The organism is Streptomyces sp. NBC_01089 (genome assembly GCF_045162975.1).
In the GTDB taxonomy this organism is placed as follows: domain Bacteria; phylum Actinomycetota; class Actinomycetes; order Streptomycetales; family Streptomycetaceae; genus Streptomyces.
On the sequence record NZ_CP108660.1, the window covers coordinates 796,226 to 812,100 of the forward strand.

16 protein-coding genes are annotated in these 15,875 nt (G+C 70.2%); 7 read left to right on the top strand and 9 right to left on the bottom strand.

What is annotated here, in order from left to right; genetic code table 11:
• Nucleotides 1-13: 13 nt before the first annotated feature.
• The 3 genes from OG510_RS03610 to OG510_RS03620 all read right to left on the bottom strand — a co-directional run bounded on the left by OG510_RS03610 (nt 14) and on the right by OG510_RS03620 (nt 3,396).
• A complete protein-coding gene (locus tag OG510_RS03610; protein ID WP_406135199.1) occupies nt 14-1,126 on the bottom strand; it encodes an acyl-CoA dehydrogenase family protein in 1,113 nt (370 codons plus the stop codon).
• A 137-nt stretch (nt 1,127-1,263) separates the two neighbouring features.
• Nucleotides 1,264-2,748, bottom strand: a complete 1,485-nt coding sequence (locus OG510_RS03615) for an ATP-binding protein (RefSeq protein ID WP_406135200.1) — start codon at nt 2,746-2,748, stop codon at nt 1,264-1,266.
• Nucleotides 2,749-2,763: 15 nt separating this feature from the next.
• Nucleotides 2,764-3,396, bottom strand: coding sequence for a response regulator transcription factor (locus tag OG510_RS03620; protein ID WP_406135201.1), 633 nt, complete (start codon nt 3,394-3,396; stop codon nt 2,764-2,766).
• A gap of 264 nt (nt 3,397-3,660) precedes the next feature.
• Here OG510_RS03620 and OG510_RS03625 point away from each other — a divergent pair, with 264 nt between their 5' ends.
• The 3 genes from OG510_RS03625 to OG510_RS03635 all read left to right on the top strand — a co-directional run bounded on the left by OG510_RS03625 (nt 3,661) and on the right by OG510_RS03635 (nt 6,980).
• Nucleotides 3,661-4,560: a helix-turn-helix domain-containing protein gene (locus OG510_RS03625; protein ID WP_406135202.1), complete on the top strand. Its 900-nt coding sequence runs from the start codon at nt 3,661-3,663 to the stop codon at nt 4,558-4,560.
• Between the two features lie 134 nt (nt 4,561-4,694).
• On the top strand, nt 4,695-5,660 hold the full coding sequence (locus OG510_RS03630) for an SMP-30/gluconolactonase/LRE family protein (RefSeq protein WP_406142294.1): 966 nt from the start codon (nt 4,695-4,697) through the stop codon (nt 5,658-5,660).
• 150 nt (nt 5,661-5,810) lie between these two features.
• Nucleotides 5,811-6,980 carry an epoxide hydrolase family protein gene (locus OG510_RS03635; RefSeq protein ID WP_406135204.1) on the top strand — a complete coding sequence of 390 codons (1,170 nt, stop codon included), beginning with the start codon at nt 5,811-5,813 and terminating at the stop codon, nt 6,978-6,980.
• A 66-nt stretch (nt 6,981-7,046) separates the two neighbouring features.
• Here OG510_RS03635 and OG510_RS03640 read toward each other — a convergent pair whose 3' ends face one another.
• A complete protein-coding gene (locus tag OG510_RS03640) occupies nt 7,047-7,238 on the bottom strand; it encodes a DUF6381 family protein (RefSeq protein WP_406135205.1) in 192 nt (63 codons plus the stop codon).
• A 277-nt stretch (nt 7,239-7,515) separates the two neighbouring features.
• Between OG510_RS03640 and OG510_RS03645 the strand changes: the two genes are divergently transcribed.
• Genes OG510_RS03645 through OG510_RS03655 form a run of 3 tightly spaced genes read left to right on the top strand, consistent with a single transcriptional unit; the run spans nt 7,516 to nt 8,384 of the window.
• A complete protein-coding gene (locus OG510_RS03645; protein ID WP_406135206.1) occupies nt 7,516-7,764 on the top strand; it encodes a DUF6296 family protein in 249 nt (82 codons plus the stop codon).
• A gap of 3 nt (nt 7,765-7,767) precedes the next feature.
• A complete protein-coding gene (locus OG510_RS03650; RefSeq protein WP_406135207.1) occupies nt 7,768-8,025 on the top strand; it encodes a type B 50S ribosomal protein L31 in 258 nt (85 codons plus the stop codon).
• The gene (locus OG510_RS03655; protein ID WP_406135208.1) at nt 8,022-8,384 is read left to right on the top strand and encodes a DUF488 domain-containing protein; all 363 of its coding nucleotides are present in this window, start codon (nt 8,022-8,024) and stop codon (nt 8,382-8,384) included. The genes OG510_RS03650 and OG510_RS03655 overlap by 4 nt, the downstream gene beginning before the upstream one ends.
• A gap of 103 nt (nt 8,385-8,487) precedes the next feature.
• On the opposite strand, the gene OG510_RS03660 is transcribed toward OG510_RS03655, so the two are convergent.
• Nucleotides 8,488-9,045, bottom strand: coding sequence for a DoxX family protein (locus OG510_RS03660; protein WP_406135209.1), 558 nt, complete (start codon nt 9,043-9,045; stop codon nt 8,488-8,490).
• 197 nt (nt 9,046-9,242) lie between these two features.
• On the opposite strand from OG510_RS03660, the gene OG510_RS03665 reads away from it, so the two are divergent.
• A complete protein-coding gene (locus tag OG510_RS03665; RefSeq protein WP_406135210.1) occupies nt 9,243-9,914 on the top strand; it encodes an endonuclease V in 672 nt (223 codons plus the stop codon).
• 37 nt (nt 9,915-9,951) lie between these two features.
• On the opposite strand, the gene OG510_RS03670 is transcribed toward OG510_RS03665, so the two are convergent.
• Genes OG510_RS03670 through OG510_RS03685 form a run of 4 tightly spaced genes read right to left on the bottom strand, consistent with a single transcriptional unit; the run spans nt 9,952 to nt 15,715 of the window.
• On the bottom strand, nt 9,952-11,973 hold the full coding sequence (locus OG510_RS03670) for a dipeptide ABC transporter ATP-binding protein (protein WP_406135211.1): 2,022 nt from the start codon (nt 11,971-11,973) through the stop codon (nt 9,952-9,954).
• A 48-nt stretch (nt 11,974-12,021) separates the two neighbouring features.
• Nucleotides 12,022-12,921 (bottom strand): ABC transporter permease, encoded by a 900-nt coding sequence (locus OG510_RS03675; protein ID WP_164260755.1) that lies wholly within the window; start codon nt 12,919-12,921, stop codon nt 12,022-12,024.
• Nucleotides 12,918-13,868, bottom strand: coding sequence for an ABC transporter permease (locus OG510_RS03680; protein ID WP_406135212.1), 951 nt, complete (start codon nt 13,866-13,868; stop codon nt 12,918-12,920). The genes OG510_RS03675 and OG510_RS03680 overlap by 4 nt, the downstream gene beginning before the upstream one ends.
• The gene (locus OG510_RS03685; RefSeq protein ID WP_406135213.1) at nt 13,865-15,715 is read right to left on the bottom strand and encodes a peptide ABC transporter substrate-binding protein; all 1,851 of its coding nucleotides are present in this window, start codon (nt 15,713-15,715) and stop codon (nt 13,865-13,867) included. The genes OG510_RS03680 and OG510_RS03685 overlap by 4 nt, the downstream gene beginning before the upstream one ends.
• Nucleotides 15,716-15,875: the final 160 nt, after the last annotated feature.

Below are 15,875 nucleotides of genomic sequence, written 5' to 3' on the forward strand. Positions count from 1 at the left end.
CGGCGGGACTGGGTCACACAAAGCCGGGGAAGGGCTTGACGCCCGTCAGGACGGCCCCGGCGCCGTCGTACATGCCCTCCGTCAGGAAGGCGTGCTGGGGCACCACCGACGCGTCACGCAGATAGCGCTGCATCGGGTTGCCCGCGTGGATGGCCGCGGTCCCGCACACGTTGTAGGCGGCGCGTACGACGTCGAAGCCGACCTTCGCGGCGTGGGCGGCGGCGAGCCGGAGCAGACCGGTCTGCTCGTCCGTTGCGGTCGCACCGCCTGCCACGGCTTCGTACACCTCGTCGGTCATCTCGTAGAAGAAGGCGCGGACCGATCGCAGCTCCGCCTCCGCCCTGGCGACCGCGGTACGGAAGTACGGGCGGTCGGCGGGGACCGGGGCGCCGGTGATCCCGCCCGCGCCGCTGCCGACGCGGATGGCGTGGTCGAGTGCGGCACGTGCGACGCCCAGGTTGACCACGGCCAGCACCTGCGCGGCGTACGCGACCGTCGGATAGCGGTAGAGGGGTTCGTCGACGGTCGGCTCGCCGCCGCGCACGAACGTCCACTCCTCGGGGACGGTGACACCGTCGACGCTGAGGTCGTGGCTCCCGGTCCCTTCGAGACCGACCACGTCCCAGTTCTCCACGATCTCGACCTGGCTGGGCCGGAGCACCGCGGTCCGCGGCTTGCCCGGCCCCTCGCCGCCCACCCCGATCCCCACGCCCAGGACATCGGCGCCCTTGCACCCGCTGGAGAACTTCCAGCGCCCGCTGACCTTGAAGCCGCCGTCGACAGGCTCGGCCGGCTGGAGCGGGAAGAGCCCGCCCGCGAACACCACGTCGGGGCCGTCCGCGTACAGGTCGGCCTGGGTGTCCAGCGGCAGGGCCGCGAGATAGACCGAGGCGGAGCCGAAGCTGGCGACCCAGCCCGCCGAGCCGTCCACCTCGGAGATCCGCTCGATGGCGCGGAGAAAGTCACTCGGCGGCAGCGCGTCACCGCCGAAGCGCTTCGGGGTGGCGGCGCGGTAGATGCCGGTCCGCTTGAACTCCTCGATCATGTCGCGCGGCACATGGTGCCCTGCGGTGAATTCTGCGCGCCGCCTGGCCACTTGCGCCAGCGTATCCTCGAAGGTCAGCACACGGGTCTCCTCGTTCTTCGGTGTGGGGCTCCCTGTCGGCGAGTGCACTTCGAGGTTATTTCCGCGACCGGATATCCCGCCATGGGGATTCACTTGGCGTGGTTGTGCGTAATTCCCGTACCGGGGTAAGGAATTCTTTACGCGCCGGAGCCGAACGGGAGCGCGAAGGAGAAGACCGCACCCTGAGGTTCGTTCTCGGTCGCGCTGATGCGGCCGCGGTGCCGGGTGATGATGCGGTGGCTCAGCGCAAGACCGATGGCGTTTCCGTTCTCCTTCGAGGTGAAGACACCCTCGAAGATCTGGCCGCCGGGGATGGCGGAGAGTCCTTGGCCGTGGTCGAGGACGGTGAGTTCGGCGTGGTCGTCGGCCGAGCGTCGCGTACTCAGCTCGACTCTCCGCCGGTCTTCCGGCCATCGGGACATCTCGTCGATCGCGTTGAAGGCGAGGTTCATGACGACCTGTCCGATGAGGACGTTCTCGCAGCGGACCGGAAGCGGCTCGTCGGCGAGGTCGAGGGTGAGAACGACGGAATGCTGAGCGGCCCGTAGTTCGATGAAGTAGAGGCAGTCGGCGACGATCGTGTTGAGGTCGATGAGCTGCTCGGACTGTTCGAGTCGCACCACGTACTGCCGCAGGCTCTTCAGGATCCGGCTCGCCCGGCCGATCTGCCGTGTGGCGTTGTCGAGCCCCCAACTCACCGACGCACCCGCCCCCGGGGCGGAGTCCAGCCTGCCGCGCGCGCCCTCGACGAAGTTGAAGGCGGCCGCCAGGGGCTGGCTGACCTCGTGTGCGACGGCCATGGCCATGTCCCCCATGGCGTTGTAGCGGGCCAGGTAATTGAGGTGCTGGGTGTCCCTTCGGTGTTCCTCCTCCGCGCGCACCCGGTCCGAGATGTCGTGGAACAGCAGCAGATGCCCGCGCAGATCGCTCTCGATCTCGATGTACTGACAGGTCCCGGCGTACCACCGGGGAGCACCGCCGGGGGCGGCGAGCCGATACCGCGAGTCCTGGGGCGGCGAGCCCGTCAGCGTCCGTGCGACGACCTCGTTCAGCTCCGCGTACGACGCCGCGTCGCAGTACTCCCCGAAGTCGGATCCGCGCAGCTCGGCGATATCCATGTCCAGCAGCTTCGCGGCCGACTCACTGGCGAAGGTCACCGTTCGGTCGTCGTCCAGGACGACGATGCCTTCGTCGAGGTTGCGCAGAAACGCCTGGAGCCGGCCCTCGGTCCTGAACAGGTCGCGCTGGGTCGCCTTCTCCTCGGCGATGTCCCGGAACTGGACCATCACGATGGGGCGGGACGGCAGGTCGACCCGGATCGCGATGGCTTCGGTGAGGACCTCGTCGCCCCGTTTGGAGCGGTAGCACCACTCGGTGGCGCTCTCCCCGTGGTCGACGGCCCGTTGCAGCCAGGCCACACCGATCTCGCGCCTGTACTGCCGGGCGTTGCCGCTCATGTCCGGAGCCTTGAGCGGTTTCAGCTCGTCGACCGTGAACTCCAGCAGCTCACAAGCCGCTCTGTTCGCCCAGACGATCTCTTTGGTCTCGGCGTCGTGCACCAGCACGCAGTACTTGAGTGCCTGTACCAACGCCTGGTAGTCGGCCGGTTCCGGAGGGCGCATAGGGGTTCCTCGTGGTTACGGGGTCGGCAGCCGCAGCCCCGCCCGGAGCACATCGCGCACCAGGGTGGCGATGGACTCCGCCCCGGTCTTCTCCCGTATACGGGTGCGGTGCACATCGACGGTCTTCGCGCTGATGCCGAGCCGGGCGGCGATGTGTTTGCTGGGCGCCCCGTCGATCACCAGATCCAGGACCTCGCTCTCGCGGGACGTCAGGCCGTCGAGGCGCTCCAGGAGGCCGCGCCGCCGGGCCGCCGCCGCGAACCGTTCCTCGGCGGTGCGCAGCGCCGACTGAACGACCTCGATCATGTGCTGCGGGTCGTAGGGCTTCTCCAGGAAGTCCACGGCCCCCCTCTGCAGCGCCCGCACCGACATCCTGATGTCACCGTGGGCGGAGACGAAGATGACCGGGAGCACGGATCCGGCCCGGTTCAGGAGTTCCTGTACGCCGAACCCGCTGATCTCCGGCATCCGTACGTCCAGGACGACGCAGGCGGGTTGCTCCGGGTCACAGGAGTCCAGGAAGGACCTGGCGTCGGAGAAGCACCGCGACCGGATGGCGACCGACTCCAGCAGCCAGGCGAGCGACGCGCACAGTTCCTGGTCGTCGTCCACGATGTACACGACAGACTCGGACGCCGTCTCAGCCACCTCGGACCCCCTGTGCGATCCAGTAATTGATCAGTTCACCGACAAGCCAGGTGCCGTCTTTGATTGTTTCATGAGCACAACCGCGGTCGTCCCGCACACGGAGGCCGTCCCGCACTCGGATTGTCCGCGGTGGGGCGGGGCGGTGGAATGGCTTCGGTCCGCTCACCGGACCGGAAACCCGGTCGTGCCGGGGAGCCGGACCCGCGGGTGCCTATCCCCAGCAGGGACAGGCTGTCCGGTGCGGTCCGGCCCATACTCGGATCCATGAACGCACAAGTGCAGCTCGGGGACTTCCTGCGGACGCGGCGCTCCCAGCTGCTTCCTGAGGATCTCGGGATACCGACCTACGGGGAGCGGCGGCGGGTGCCGGGGCTTCGGCGCGAGGAGCTGGCCCTGCTGGCCGGTGTGAGCAGCTCCTACTACACCCGGCTGGAACAGGGGCAGTCGCTCAACGCCTCACCGGAGGTCCTGGATGCCATCGCCCGGGCGCTGCGCCTGGACGAGTCCGAGCGCCTGCACCTGCACAACCTGGCCCGGTCGGCCAAGGGCCCCGGCCGGGGCCGACGGCCGGCGCCCGAGCATGTGACCGCGGCGACCTGCCAGTTGCTCGATGCGCTGGCGGACGTCCCGGCGATCGTGACCGGCCGCCGGAGCGACGTCCTGGCGTGGAACCGGCTGGGCCACGCGCTGTTCGCCGCACACCTCGACCCCGGCGCCCCTGACCGGCCTGCGGAGCGCCCCAACATGGCGCGGCTGGTGTTCCTCGACGCCCATACCCGTGACCTGTACGCGGACTGGCCCAGCAAGGCCAGGGCCGTGGTGGGGAATCTGCGTCTGGTGGCCGGCCGACACCCGGACGACGCCGCGCTGCACGCGCTGGTGGGTGAACTGAGCGCGAAGAGCACGGACTTCGCCTCGATGTGGGCCGACCACCGCGTCAAGGCATGTGCCGTGGCCTCCTACGGGATGCGGCATCCGCTGGTCGGTCAGCTGACCGTCACACAACAGACCCTGGGCCAGGGGCCCGACCAGAACATCGTGGTCGCCACCACCCAGGCCGACTCCCCCGCGCGAGCCGCGCTGGCCCTGCTCTCCCAGCTCACCGCCCGGGGCACCGCTCAGGGCGATCCTGCGCGGCCGGGCGCCCGGGCCGAGGCCCACTGACCCGACCCCATCACCGGGCAACGGACGGCCCCTGAACCGCCCACCCGCCCGAGGACGCCCGCTCAAGAACACCCATCCATCCGACCTGTGCGCCGGCGTACCGCTGCCGCATGCCCGAAAACAGTGAAGGCATCATGTTCAAGAAGCTGTCCAAGACCGCCGCCGCGGCCGCTGTGCTGTCCGCGATCGTGCTCCCCGCGATCGGCCCGGCTCCGGCTTCGGCCGTCTCCGCCCCGCTGAGCAACGCGCGGACCGCGCTCCATTTCGACCTGGCGAAGGACCAGACACCGGAGAACATCGCCCTGGGCCCCGACGGCAGCGCGTACGTCACCTTCGCCAAGGCCCGCCAGGTCGCCCGGATCTCCCCCGGAGGCACCGTCCGTACCCTGGCCACCCTGCCGCTGCCCGCCGACGGCGGCCTGCACACCCCTGGCCTGAACTTCCCCCTGACCTCCGGCATCGTCCGCGCCCACGACGGCACGCTGTACTTCCTGTACGCCACCGGCACCGCCGATCTGACCGGCGTATGGCGACTGCGCCCCGGCGGCACACCGCAGCGGATCGCCGCACTGCCCCCGGCCGGTCTGCCCAACGGCCTGGCCCTGGACCCGCGGACGGGGACCCTCTACGTCACCGACTCCGTCCTCGGCACCATCTGGAGCGTGCCCGTCGCCGGTGGCACTCCCACCGCCTGGTCCACCGCCCCCGAGCTGGCCGCCACCGGATTCCTCGGCGCCAACGGCCTGAAGATCCATGACGGGGCGCTCTGGGCGACCAACCTCGACCAGGGCACCGTCCTGCGTATCCCCATCGGCCGGGACGGGCGCGGCGGCCCGGTCCGGACCCGGGCCACCGGTCTGACCGGGATCGACGACTTCGCCTTCACCGGCCGCGGCGACCAGATCCTGGCCGCGCTCAACGGCCCCAGCGAGGTCGCCCTCATCCAGCCCGACGGCTCCCACTCCACCGTCCTGACCGGGGCCGACGGTCTCCAGAACCCCACCTCCGTCACGCTGCGCGGCAACACCGTCTACGTCGGCAGTGCCGCCTATGTCACGGGCAAGGACCCCAACCTCGTCCTCGCCCAGCTGAACCGCTAACCGCTAACCGCTAACCGTCCGGCCCGGCCGACCGCCAACAGCGGGCAGCCGGGCCGGACGTCACGTCCGCGATGCGGTGCCACGCCGTGCGGCGCCGTCCGCATCGCGGCAGGACAGCGGTCCCACCGGCCAACGCATAGGCTGGCTGCCATGCCGGACACCGCGCCCCGCCCCGAGCCGTTCACCCCGCGGGCCTCCCCCGCGGCCCTGGAGGATCTCCGTACTCGGCTGCGTGCCACGCGCTGGCCGGACGCTCCCGAGGACGCCGGCTGGTCGCTCGGAACCGACCTGGCCTACCTCCGCGAACTCGTCGCCTACTGGGCGGACGGCTTCGACTGGCCGGCCAGGGAAGCGGAGCTCGCCCGGCTGCCCCGCTACCGCGTCCCGCTCGGCGGCCTCGGGATCCACTTCGTACACGCCCGGGCCGCGGCGCCCACCGGGCCCGTCCTTCCGCTGGTCCTCTGCCACGGCTGGCCGGACTCGTTCTGGCGCTACTCGAAAGTCATCCCGCTGCTGACCGACCCCGGCGCCCACGGAGCCGACCCCGCCGACGCGTTCGACGTGGTCGTGCCCGACATGCCCGGTTACGGATACTCCGAACGCCCCACGGGCCCGGCCCTCGACTCCATCGCCGTCGCCGGTCTGTGGGCCGAGCTCATGGACGTTCTCGGCTATGCGCGGTTCGGTGCGGCGGGCGGGGACATCGGCAGCCATGTAAGCCGCTATCTCGGGCTCGACCACCCCGGCCGGGTCGTGGCCGTCCACCGCACCGACGGGGGCCTGCCGGTCTTCACCGGCGACCCGGCGGACCTCACGCCCGAGGAGCGTGCCTGGCTCGAAGGCGGCGCGGCCTGGGGCGCGGCCGAGGGTGCGTACGCCGCCATGCACCGTACGAAGCCCCAGACCCCCGCCTTCGGACTCACCGACTCACCGGCCGGGCTCGCCGCGTGGATCGTCGAGAAGCTCCGGTCCTGGAGCGACTGCGGCGGGGACATCGAGCGGAGCTTCACCAAGGACGAGATCCTCACGAACGTCACGCTCTACTGGCTCACCGAGACCATCGGCTCGTCGATGCGCATGTACCGCGCGAACGGCGCGATCCCACCCGCGCAGCACGCCCGCCGGGTCGAAGTGCCGTCCGGCTTCTCGCTCTTCCCCGGCGACATCGTCCTCCCGCCGCGGGCCTGGCTCGACCGCACGGCGAACACCGTGCGCGTGACCGAACCGGCGCGGGGCGGGCACTTCGCGCCGTTCGAGGAGCCGGAGCTCTACGCGGAGGAACTGCGGGAGTTCTTCCGCCCGTACCGGGCCGCGGGATAACGGACAGAGCCCCGCCGCACCCCGCCCCCGACCCGACACGCCCCGGCGCAGCCCGGTCGAACTCCGTTATTCGGACGGATAGATGTCCCCGGCCGCCATGCTGCTCTCCTGCACGCTCTGCCGGTCCAGCCTGTCGGCCTTCTCCTTGAGCCGGCGCCGCTCCTCCGGGTCGGTCGTCTGCTCGGCCGCCTGCTTCAGGTCCTGCGCCTTGGCCCGCATCTGCTGGACCCGGCTGCCGCTCTCGCCCGCACCGCTCATCACCGCTCCTGGTGTTCTGGAAGGGTCGTGGAAAGGGGTCCTCCCAGCGAACCAGGGACCGCTCCGCCCCGCATCCCCGGTGCTCACACACCGTAGAGGCAGCACGCGATCTCTCACTCTCCGTGCATCTCGGCATGCGTGGCCCGGCGAAACCCGGCATCGTGGTGTGTACGGGGCTCCGGTCGGCGCGCCCGTGCACACGTACTGGGGCGCGCCCGTGCACGTACTGGGGCGCGCCCGGTAAGGGCGCAGCTCAACCGGGAAGCGTGAGCCAACCATGAACACACCTGATTTTCCGGAAAGCTACGAGCTCGTGTTCAACACACCCGGCGAGGGAAGCGACACCGTCCTCGTCCGGCGCACCACGATGACCGGCGCGGGCGGTGCCCCGGTCTACGCCGACGGCACGGGCATCGTGCGTGCAGAGATCAGCCAGGGCGGCGAGGTGCGCATGCTGGCGTCAGGAGGCCATCAGGCCCATGTGCCGCCGCTCGAAGTACACCCGCGCCCGACCGGCAAGGAGTAGCAGATGAAAGAGGACAAGCACCCCTCGTACGGACCGGTCGTCTTCCGCGACCGCTCCGCCGGATACGCGTTTCTCACCAGGTCCACGGCCGGGAGCGACGAGACCATCGAGTGGGACGACGGGCAGACGTATCCGGTGATCGACGTGGAGATCTCCGCGGAGAGCCACCCCTTCTACACGGGGAAGGCGCGGGTGGTCGACGCGGAAGGCCAAGTCGCCAAATTCGAGAAGCGGTACGGCGAAGGCGGGCAGCAGGCATGACAGCCCGGCCGAAAGTGGAAGTGCGCCGGGTCTACGAGGACCCGTCGGACCGGGACGGGGCACGGGTGCTGGTCGACGGCATCTGGCCGCGAGGTCTCTCCAAGGAGAAGGCGGACCTGGACGAATGGTGCAAGGCCGTCGCCCCGTCGACCGACTTGCGCAAGTGGTACGCCCATGACCCGGACCGATTCGAGGAGTTCGGCCGCCGCTACCGGAACGAGCTGGCGGAGAGCGATCGCGCCGAGGCGCTGACTCATCTGCGCGACCTGGCGAAGAAGCGGAAGCTGACGCTTCTGACGGCGACGAAACGCGCCGACATCAGTCAGGCCACGGTCCTCGCCGACCTGCTGCGGGGATAGACCGCAGGGGGCGAAGGGGAACAGGGGGGGCACAGCGGGAACAGGCGCGCACCCCGGCTCACGCACCACCGGGGCTCACCCGGCACCGGCCCTCCCGGCCCCGTTACGCCCCCGCGCCCGGCACCGTGTCGGCCTCCGCTTCCGCCTTCGCCCTGGCGGCCAGCGCCTTCTTGCGCTTGGTGACCACCGCGGCGCTCGCCACCGCGCTTCCGGCGAAGGCGAGGGCGAGCATCCAGGGGCGGTCGAAGCGGTTGCCTGTGGCCTCGTCCAGCGAGTAGCGGCCCGCGCCCGCGACTCCGATGGCCGCCGCGGTGAAGCCGAGGAGCGCCGGGTACTCATAGCCTCCCGACTGGGCGAAGAAGCCGGCGGGCGCGTGGACGGACACCGCTCCGGCCATGGTGCCCGCGACAGCGGCGCCCGCGACGGGTGTGCCGAGGCCGAGGGCCAGCATCGCCCCGCCGCCCGCTTCGCCGAGGCCGGCGGCGACCGCGTTCCGGTGTCCCGGCAGGAATCCCATGTGCTCCATCCCCGCCGCGGTCCCCGCCAGCCCGCCGCCGCCGAACCAGCCGAACAGCTTCTGCGAACCGTGTGCGATGAGCACCGCCCCGGTACCGGCCCGCAGGGCGAGCAGTCCGAGGTCACGTCGGTTGATGCAGGTCATCGGGGTCTCCAGATCTGTGGCAGCGGGTCAACGGGCGACGACCGCCCGCGGGGCCTCGACGCGGTCCCGGCGGCGAACGTACGTACCCACTCTCCTCGCCCCGCCCGTCCCGCTCGCAACGGGGTTGGCCCATCCGGGCGAAGTCGCAGGTCACCGCGGTTGGGCCCGGCGCAGAGCCGCCCTCGTAGGGTGAGCCCATGGAGACACCCGCCGATGAGACGGCAGCCCGCGCGGTCCAGGACGAACTTCGCACCCGTGTGGTGCTGGACGAGCCCGGTCCTGCGCCGGGCACCGGGCTGATCACCGGTGTCGATGTGGCGTACGACGACGAACGCGACGTGGTGGCGGCCGCCGCCGTGGTGCTCGACGCCGCGACGCTGGCCGTGGTGGAAGAGGCCACGGCGGTCGGCCGGGTGACGTTCCCCTATGTTCCCGGGCTGCTCGCGTTCCGGGAGATCCCGACCGTGCTGGCGGCGCTCGAAGCGCTCTCCGCCGAACCGGGTCTTGTCGTCTGCGACGGGTACGGGCTGGCCCACCCGCGGCGGTTCGGCCTCGCCAGCCATCTGGGGGTGCTGACCGGTCTGCCGGTGATCGGGGTGGCGAAGAACCCCTTCACCTTCTCGTACGAGCAGCCGGGCGCCCGGCGCGGTGCGCGGAGCCCGCTGCTGGCCGAGGGCGGCGATGAGGTGGGGCGGGCGCTGCGTACCCAGGACGAGGTCAAGCCGGTGTTCGTCTCCGTGGGGCACCGGGTCGGCATCGACAACGCCTGCGCCCACACCCTGCGGCTCTCCCCCGACTACCGGCTTCCGGAGTCCACCCGGCGCGCCGACGCGCTCTGCCGGCGGGCGCTGCGCGAGGCGGTGGCGTAACGAGAGCACCGCCCCGCGCGGTGTGCGCCGCTCCGGTTCAGGCCGCCGCCTCCCGTACCAGCGGGAAGTGGCAGGCCACCTGGTGGTCGGCGCCTTCCGGCGTGCTGGCGGGCGGTTCGGTCTCGGCGCAGATGTCCTTCGCGATGGGGCAGCGGGTCCGGAACCGGCAGCCGGACGGCGGGTTCGCCGCGGAGGGTGTCTCGCCGCCGAGCGGGGTGCGGCCGGCGCCCGCCGTCTCGGGGTCCGGGACGTTGACGGTGTCGAGGAGACCGCGGGTGTACGGGTGGAGGGGGTTCGCGTACACCTCGTCGGCCGGGCCGGACTCGACCAGCTTGCCGAGGTACATCACCCCGACCGTGTCGGCCAGATAGCGGACCACTGCCAGGTCGTGCGAGATGAAGAGGTACGTCAGCCCGCGCTCGCGCTGCAGTTCCCGCATCAGGTTGAGGATCTGGGCCTGTACGGAGACGTCGAGCGCGGAGACCGGCTCGTCGGCGACGATCAGGTCGGGCGAGAGCGTCAGCGCGCGGGCGAGCCCGAGGCGCTGGCGCTGGCCGCCGGAGAACTCGTGCGGGTAGCGGTCGACGGCGCCGCGCGGCAGCCCGACCGCGTCGAGGAGCCCGGCGACGATCCGGTCCTGTTCGGCCCGGTCGCCGACGCCCTGGATGACGAGCGGCTCGCGCAGGATCGTGCCGATCCGCATGCGCGGGTCCATGGCCGCGGCGGAGTCCTGGAACATCAGCTGGATCCGGCGGCGGTGGGCGCGGCGCCGGCCGCGGTCCATGGTGGCCAGGTCCTGGCCCTCGAAGACGATCGATCCCGCCGTGGGGTCCTCGAGTCCGGCGATCATGCGGCCGATGGTGGTCTTGCCGCAGCCGGACTCGCCGACCATGCCGAAGGTCTCGCCCTTGCGCACCGTCAGTGACACACCGCCGACGGCGCTGACCGTGCCGCGCTTGCGGGAGAACGGGCCGCCGGTGAGCGGGAAGTCCTTGCGGAGGTCGGTGACTTCGAGGAGCGTCGCGCCGTCCGGGACGACCGCGGTCGGCCGCCGCTCCTGGACGGGTGCGTCCCCGGCGTCCGGCTCGCCGTCCTCGGGTACGGGGTGGAAGCAGGCGAACCGGTGGTCGCCCTCGGTCAGTTGCGGCTCGTCGGCGCGGCAGACGTCGGTGGCGAAGGCGCAGCGGGCGGCGAACCGGCAGCCCTGCTGGGCGGTGGCGAGGTTCGGCGGCAGGCCGGGGATGGTGCGCAGTTCGGTCTCGCCCTCGACGGCCTTCTCGGGGAGTGCCGCGAAGAGCGCCTGGGTGTAGCGGTGGCGCGGGCGGGCGAAGAGGTCCCGTACGCCGGAGGTCTCGGCGACCTTGCCCGCGTACATCACGGCGACCCGGTCGACCCGGTTGGCGATGACGCCCAGGTCGTGGGTGACGAGGATCATCGCCATGCCGAGGCGGGAGCGGAGCCCGTCGATGAGTTCCAGGATCTGGTGCTGGGTGGTGACGTCGAGGGCCGTGGTGGGCTCGTCGGCGATGAGGAGCTTGGGTTCGCAGACGAGTGCCATGGCGATGGCGACGCGCTGGCGCATACCGCCCGACAGCTGGTGCGGATACGCCTTCATCCGCTCGGACGGCTGTGGCATGCCGACCAGGCCGAGCATCTCCTCGGCCCGCGCCCATGCCTCCTGCTTGCTGATGGGGCGGTGCAGCAGGAGCGGTTCGGCGACCTGTGCGCCGATGGTCATGGTGGGGTTGAGGGAGGTCAGCGGGTCCTGGAAGACCATGCCGATGGTGTTGCCCCGGACGTCGCGCAGTACGGGTTCGCCGGCCGACGCGAGGTCGTGTCCGTCGAAGAGGACCCGCCCCGACGCGACGGCGCCGCCGGGCGGGAGCAGCCCAAGGACACTCAGCGCGGTCATCGTCTTGCCGCAGCCGGACTCGCCGACCACGCCGAGTGCCTCGCCGGGGGCGAGATCCAGGCTGACGCCGTCGAGGGCGTGGACGGTGCGATTGCGGGACGCTATGTCGACATGGAGATCGTCGATCCGCAGCAGCGGCTCGGTCATGGGAGTGTCCTCCGGGCAGTGCAGGCAGGAAAGCAGGCGGGGGTGTGGCTACTTCTTCTGGAGCCGTACTTCGAAGGCGTCCCGGAGGCCGTCGCCCACGAAGTTGAACGCGCCGACGACGAGCACGATGGCGATGCCCGGCGGGAAGATCAGCCACCAGTAACCGTTCTGGGTGTAGGTGATGCCCGAGGAGAGCATCGACCCCCAGTCGGTGGCGGGCGGCGGGATGCTGAGGCCGAGGAACGCCAGATAGCTGACGTAGAGGATGGCGTCGGCGATCTGGAAGGTGCAGTTGACGATGACGGTGCCGATGGCGTTGGGCACGATGTGCCGGAACACGGCGCGGGCTCCGCCGCCGCCCATCATCCGCATGGCCTGGACGTACTCGCGGTCGCGCAGCGAGAGTGCCTCACCGCGGACGAGCCGGGCCGGGGAGAGCCAGGCCACCGCCGCGATGATCACGATGAGCACGCTCTTGCTGGGCGTGATGATCGCGGCGACGACCACCAGCAGGAACATCGCGGGGATGGCGAGCGCGGCGTCCGTGACACGCATCATCACGGCGTCGGTCCAGCCGCCGAAGTAGCCGGAGACCGCGCCCCACAGCGTGCCGAAGAGGGTGGCGAGCAGTCCGGCGGCGAGCCCGACCTCCAGCGAGGACTGGCCGGCCAGCATCAGCCGGCCGAGCAGGTCGTAGCCGAGGTCGGTGGTGCCCAGGATGTGTCCGGGGCTGCCGGGTGCCAGGTTGGCCTGGGACAGGTCGGTGTGGACCTGGTCGGTGGAGTGGACCAGCGGGCCGATGTAGCAGAACGCGAGCAGCAGCACGAGCACGATCACGCCGGTGAGGGCGAGCTTGTTGCCGGTGAAGACCTGCACGGTGCGGCGGGCCAGCGAAGGCGTGGCGAGGTCGGCGTCCTCGTGCCCGGGGGCTATGACGGCGGTGCTCATGAGACGCTCCGGATCCGGGGGTCGAGGACGGCGTAGACGATGTCGGTGAGCAGCGATCCGACCACGGTGGCGACGCCCACGACCAGCGTCACTCCGAGCAGTACGGGGAAGTCGGAGCCCTGTGCGGCGTTCCAGAACAGGAGGCCCATACCGGGGTAGTTGAACATCGCCTCGACGACCAGGGCGCCACTGAACAGCGTCGGCAGATACAGGCCGAGGAGGGTGGCGAGCGGGATGAGCGCGTTGCGCATCACGTGCTTGGCGAGGATCCGCCGGCTGGACTGGCCCTTGGCCATCGCCGTACGGACGTACTCCTCGGTGAGGTTGTCGAGTGTGGCGGAGCGCATGTAGCGGCTGAACATCGCGATGACGCCGAGCGCCATGGTGACGATGGGCAGCACCATGCCGGAGAAGCCGCTGAAGATACTGGACAGGGACTCGCCCTGCGGTGCCTCCGACGGGAAGATCGGGATCGTCTGGCAGAAGACGATGATCAGGATCAGGCCGAGGAAGAAGACCGGCGTCGCGTAGGCCAGGAAGGCGCCCCCGGTCAGCAGGTAGTCGGTGATCTTCCCGCGGCGTACGGCCTGGAGCAGACCGAGCGGGATCGCGACGATCACCGCGAGGAGGGTGGAGAGCGCCGTCAGCAGCAGTGTCTTGGGGAGCCGCTGCATGAGCAGGTCGGAGACCGGCTGGTTCAGCTTGTACGACACTCCCAGGTCACCGGTGAGCAGTCGCTTCAGATACTCGAAGTACTGGAAGGGCAGCGAGCGGTCGTAGCCCTGGGCGTGGTTGAAGTGCTCGATCTGCTGCGGTGTGCCCTTGGGCCCGAGGATGGCGCGGGCCGGGCCGCCGGGGAGCATGTGCAGAAGGACGAAGACGATGACCGACACCAGGAAGAGAACGACCACCGCCTGGAGGAGGCGCTTGAGGAGAAAGCCGGTCACTGGTCGGCCCCCTTCTTGACGTAGTACCAGTCCTGCGGGGCGAGGGTCACGGTGGGGTTCTGGTCGACGCCCCGCAGGTCGTTGCGGATCACCGACACCTGGTAGGCGGGGTTCGGCATCCACATCACGGGGAGCTGCTGGGAGAGGTACTGGCCGTACGCGTGGATGGCGTTCGGGTCGCTGGAGTACTGGACGGCGCGGATCAGCTTGTCGGCCTTCGGGTCCGAGTAGTTGCCGAAGTTGGCGGATGCTCCGGTCGAGAAGAGCTGCTCACCGCTGGGGTTGAGCGGGTAGTACCAGCTGCCGGCCGTGCCGAAGAACGACATGTCCCAGTCGCAGCCCGGCTGTCCCGCCTTGCAGGGCACGGAGTTGCCGAGGACCGAGTTGAGCGGCTGCTGGCGGACCTTGAGGTCGATACCGGCCTTGCTCAGCGAGGACTTCAGTTCCTGCATCATGTTGGTGGACTCGGTGGAGCCCGACTGCGAGAGCAGGGTCAGGTCGAGCGGGGCGTTCTTGGCGATGCCGGCTCCGCACTGGTCGGCGCCCGTGCCGGGGCGGGTGCAGCGGGCCTGGCCGTCGCGGACGGTCCACCCGTGGTCGGTGAGGAGCGTACGGGCCGCCTTCACCGAGTACGGGTACTGGTTCTTCTGCATCTCCGGGGTGGTGTACTGCGTCTTCGGTGTGACCGGGACCGGGCCGAGCGTCGGGTCGGCGCTGCCCTGCCAGATGACCTTGCTCATCGACTTCTGGTCGACGAGGTGCTGCATGGCCTGGCGGATGTAGAGCTGGCGCATGGCCGCGCCGCCGTGCGAGGAGTTGAAGTTGTAGACGATGTAGGTGGCCGCCCAGCCCTCCCACGGGTCGACGCGGTAGCCACGGCTCTCGAACTTCTTCTTCTGGGCGAGCACCGACGGGGGTATGTAGCCGTAGTCGACGCCGCCGGAGCGCAGCACGTTGAACTCGGAGTCGGCGGTGGTGAAGGGCTTGAGGACGACCTTGTCCAGATGCGCCTTGTCCGGGCCGGTGTACTTCGGGTTGCGTACGAGGGTGACCTGGCCGGTGTTCTGCCATTCGGCGATCTTCCAGGGCCCGTTGACCGTCTTCCAGAGCGGGTCCTTGGAGTAGGCGCCCAGGCTCTTGGAGTGGGTGGTCAGCCGGGCGAAGACCGCCTTGGCGCCGGCGGTGGTCCGGTCCCAGTCGCCGATCGGGCCGCCGTCCTTCTTCGCGTCCCAGGCGGCCTGCGGGAGGGCGCGCATCAGGGTGAGCTGGTTGGCGGTGAACCAGTCGGGGTTGTACGAGCGGTTGAGGTGCAGCCGGACGGTGTGGGCGTCGACGGTCTCGAAGCTCTTCACGTTGTCGGGCATGGTGCCGACCGAGTAGCTGCCCCACTCCGCCTTGTTGGCCTTGACCATGTTGAACCAGAACTCGATGTCGCGCGCCGTCACCGGCCTGCCGTCGGACCACTTGATGCCCTTGCGCAGCGGCACGGTGACGGTCTTGTTGCCGTCGCTGTAGACGGGCTTCGTACCCAGTGTGTTGGGCCCGGTGGTGGTGAGGGCGCCGTCCTTCTTCACCGCGTCGTAGACCGGCATGAAGAGCAGCGACTGGATGGCGAAGTTGTACGTGGCGCCGTACCCCGGGGCTCCGATGGGGAAGATCCAGTTCGGGGTGGCGGCCGGCGGCAGCGCCATCGTCGCGGTGCCGCCCTCGACGGGGGTACCGCCGGTGGGCCCCATGTCGATCTTGCCGCCGTCCTGCGAACAGGCCGAGAGGGCCACGACGAGCGCCGCCCCGGTGACCGCTGCGGCGAGCGCGCGACGCCGCGCGGATGAGCGCCTTGGGCGCATGGGTGGGCCTCCATCGGGTTCCAGCAGCGAGCCGACATGAACATCGGCTGGAGAATGCTTGAAAGTTAGGACGGTGGCCGAAACTAAGTCAAGAGTAGATGTTCGACTAAGGGCAGCCTTCCTGGAGTCTTTAGCCACTTATGTCCCATATTGAGATGCA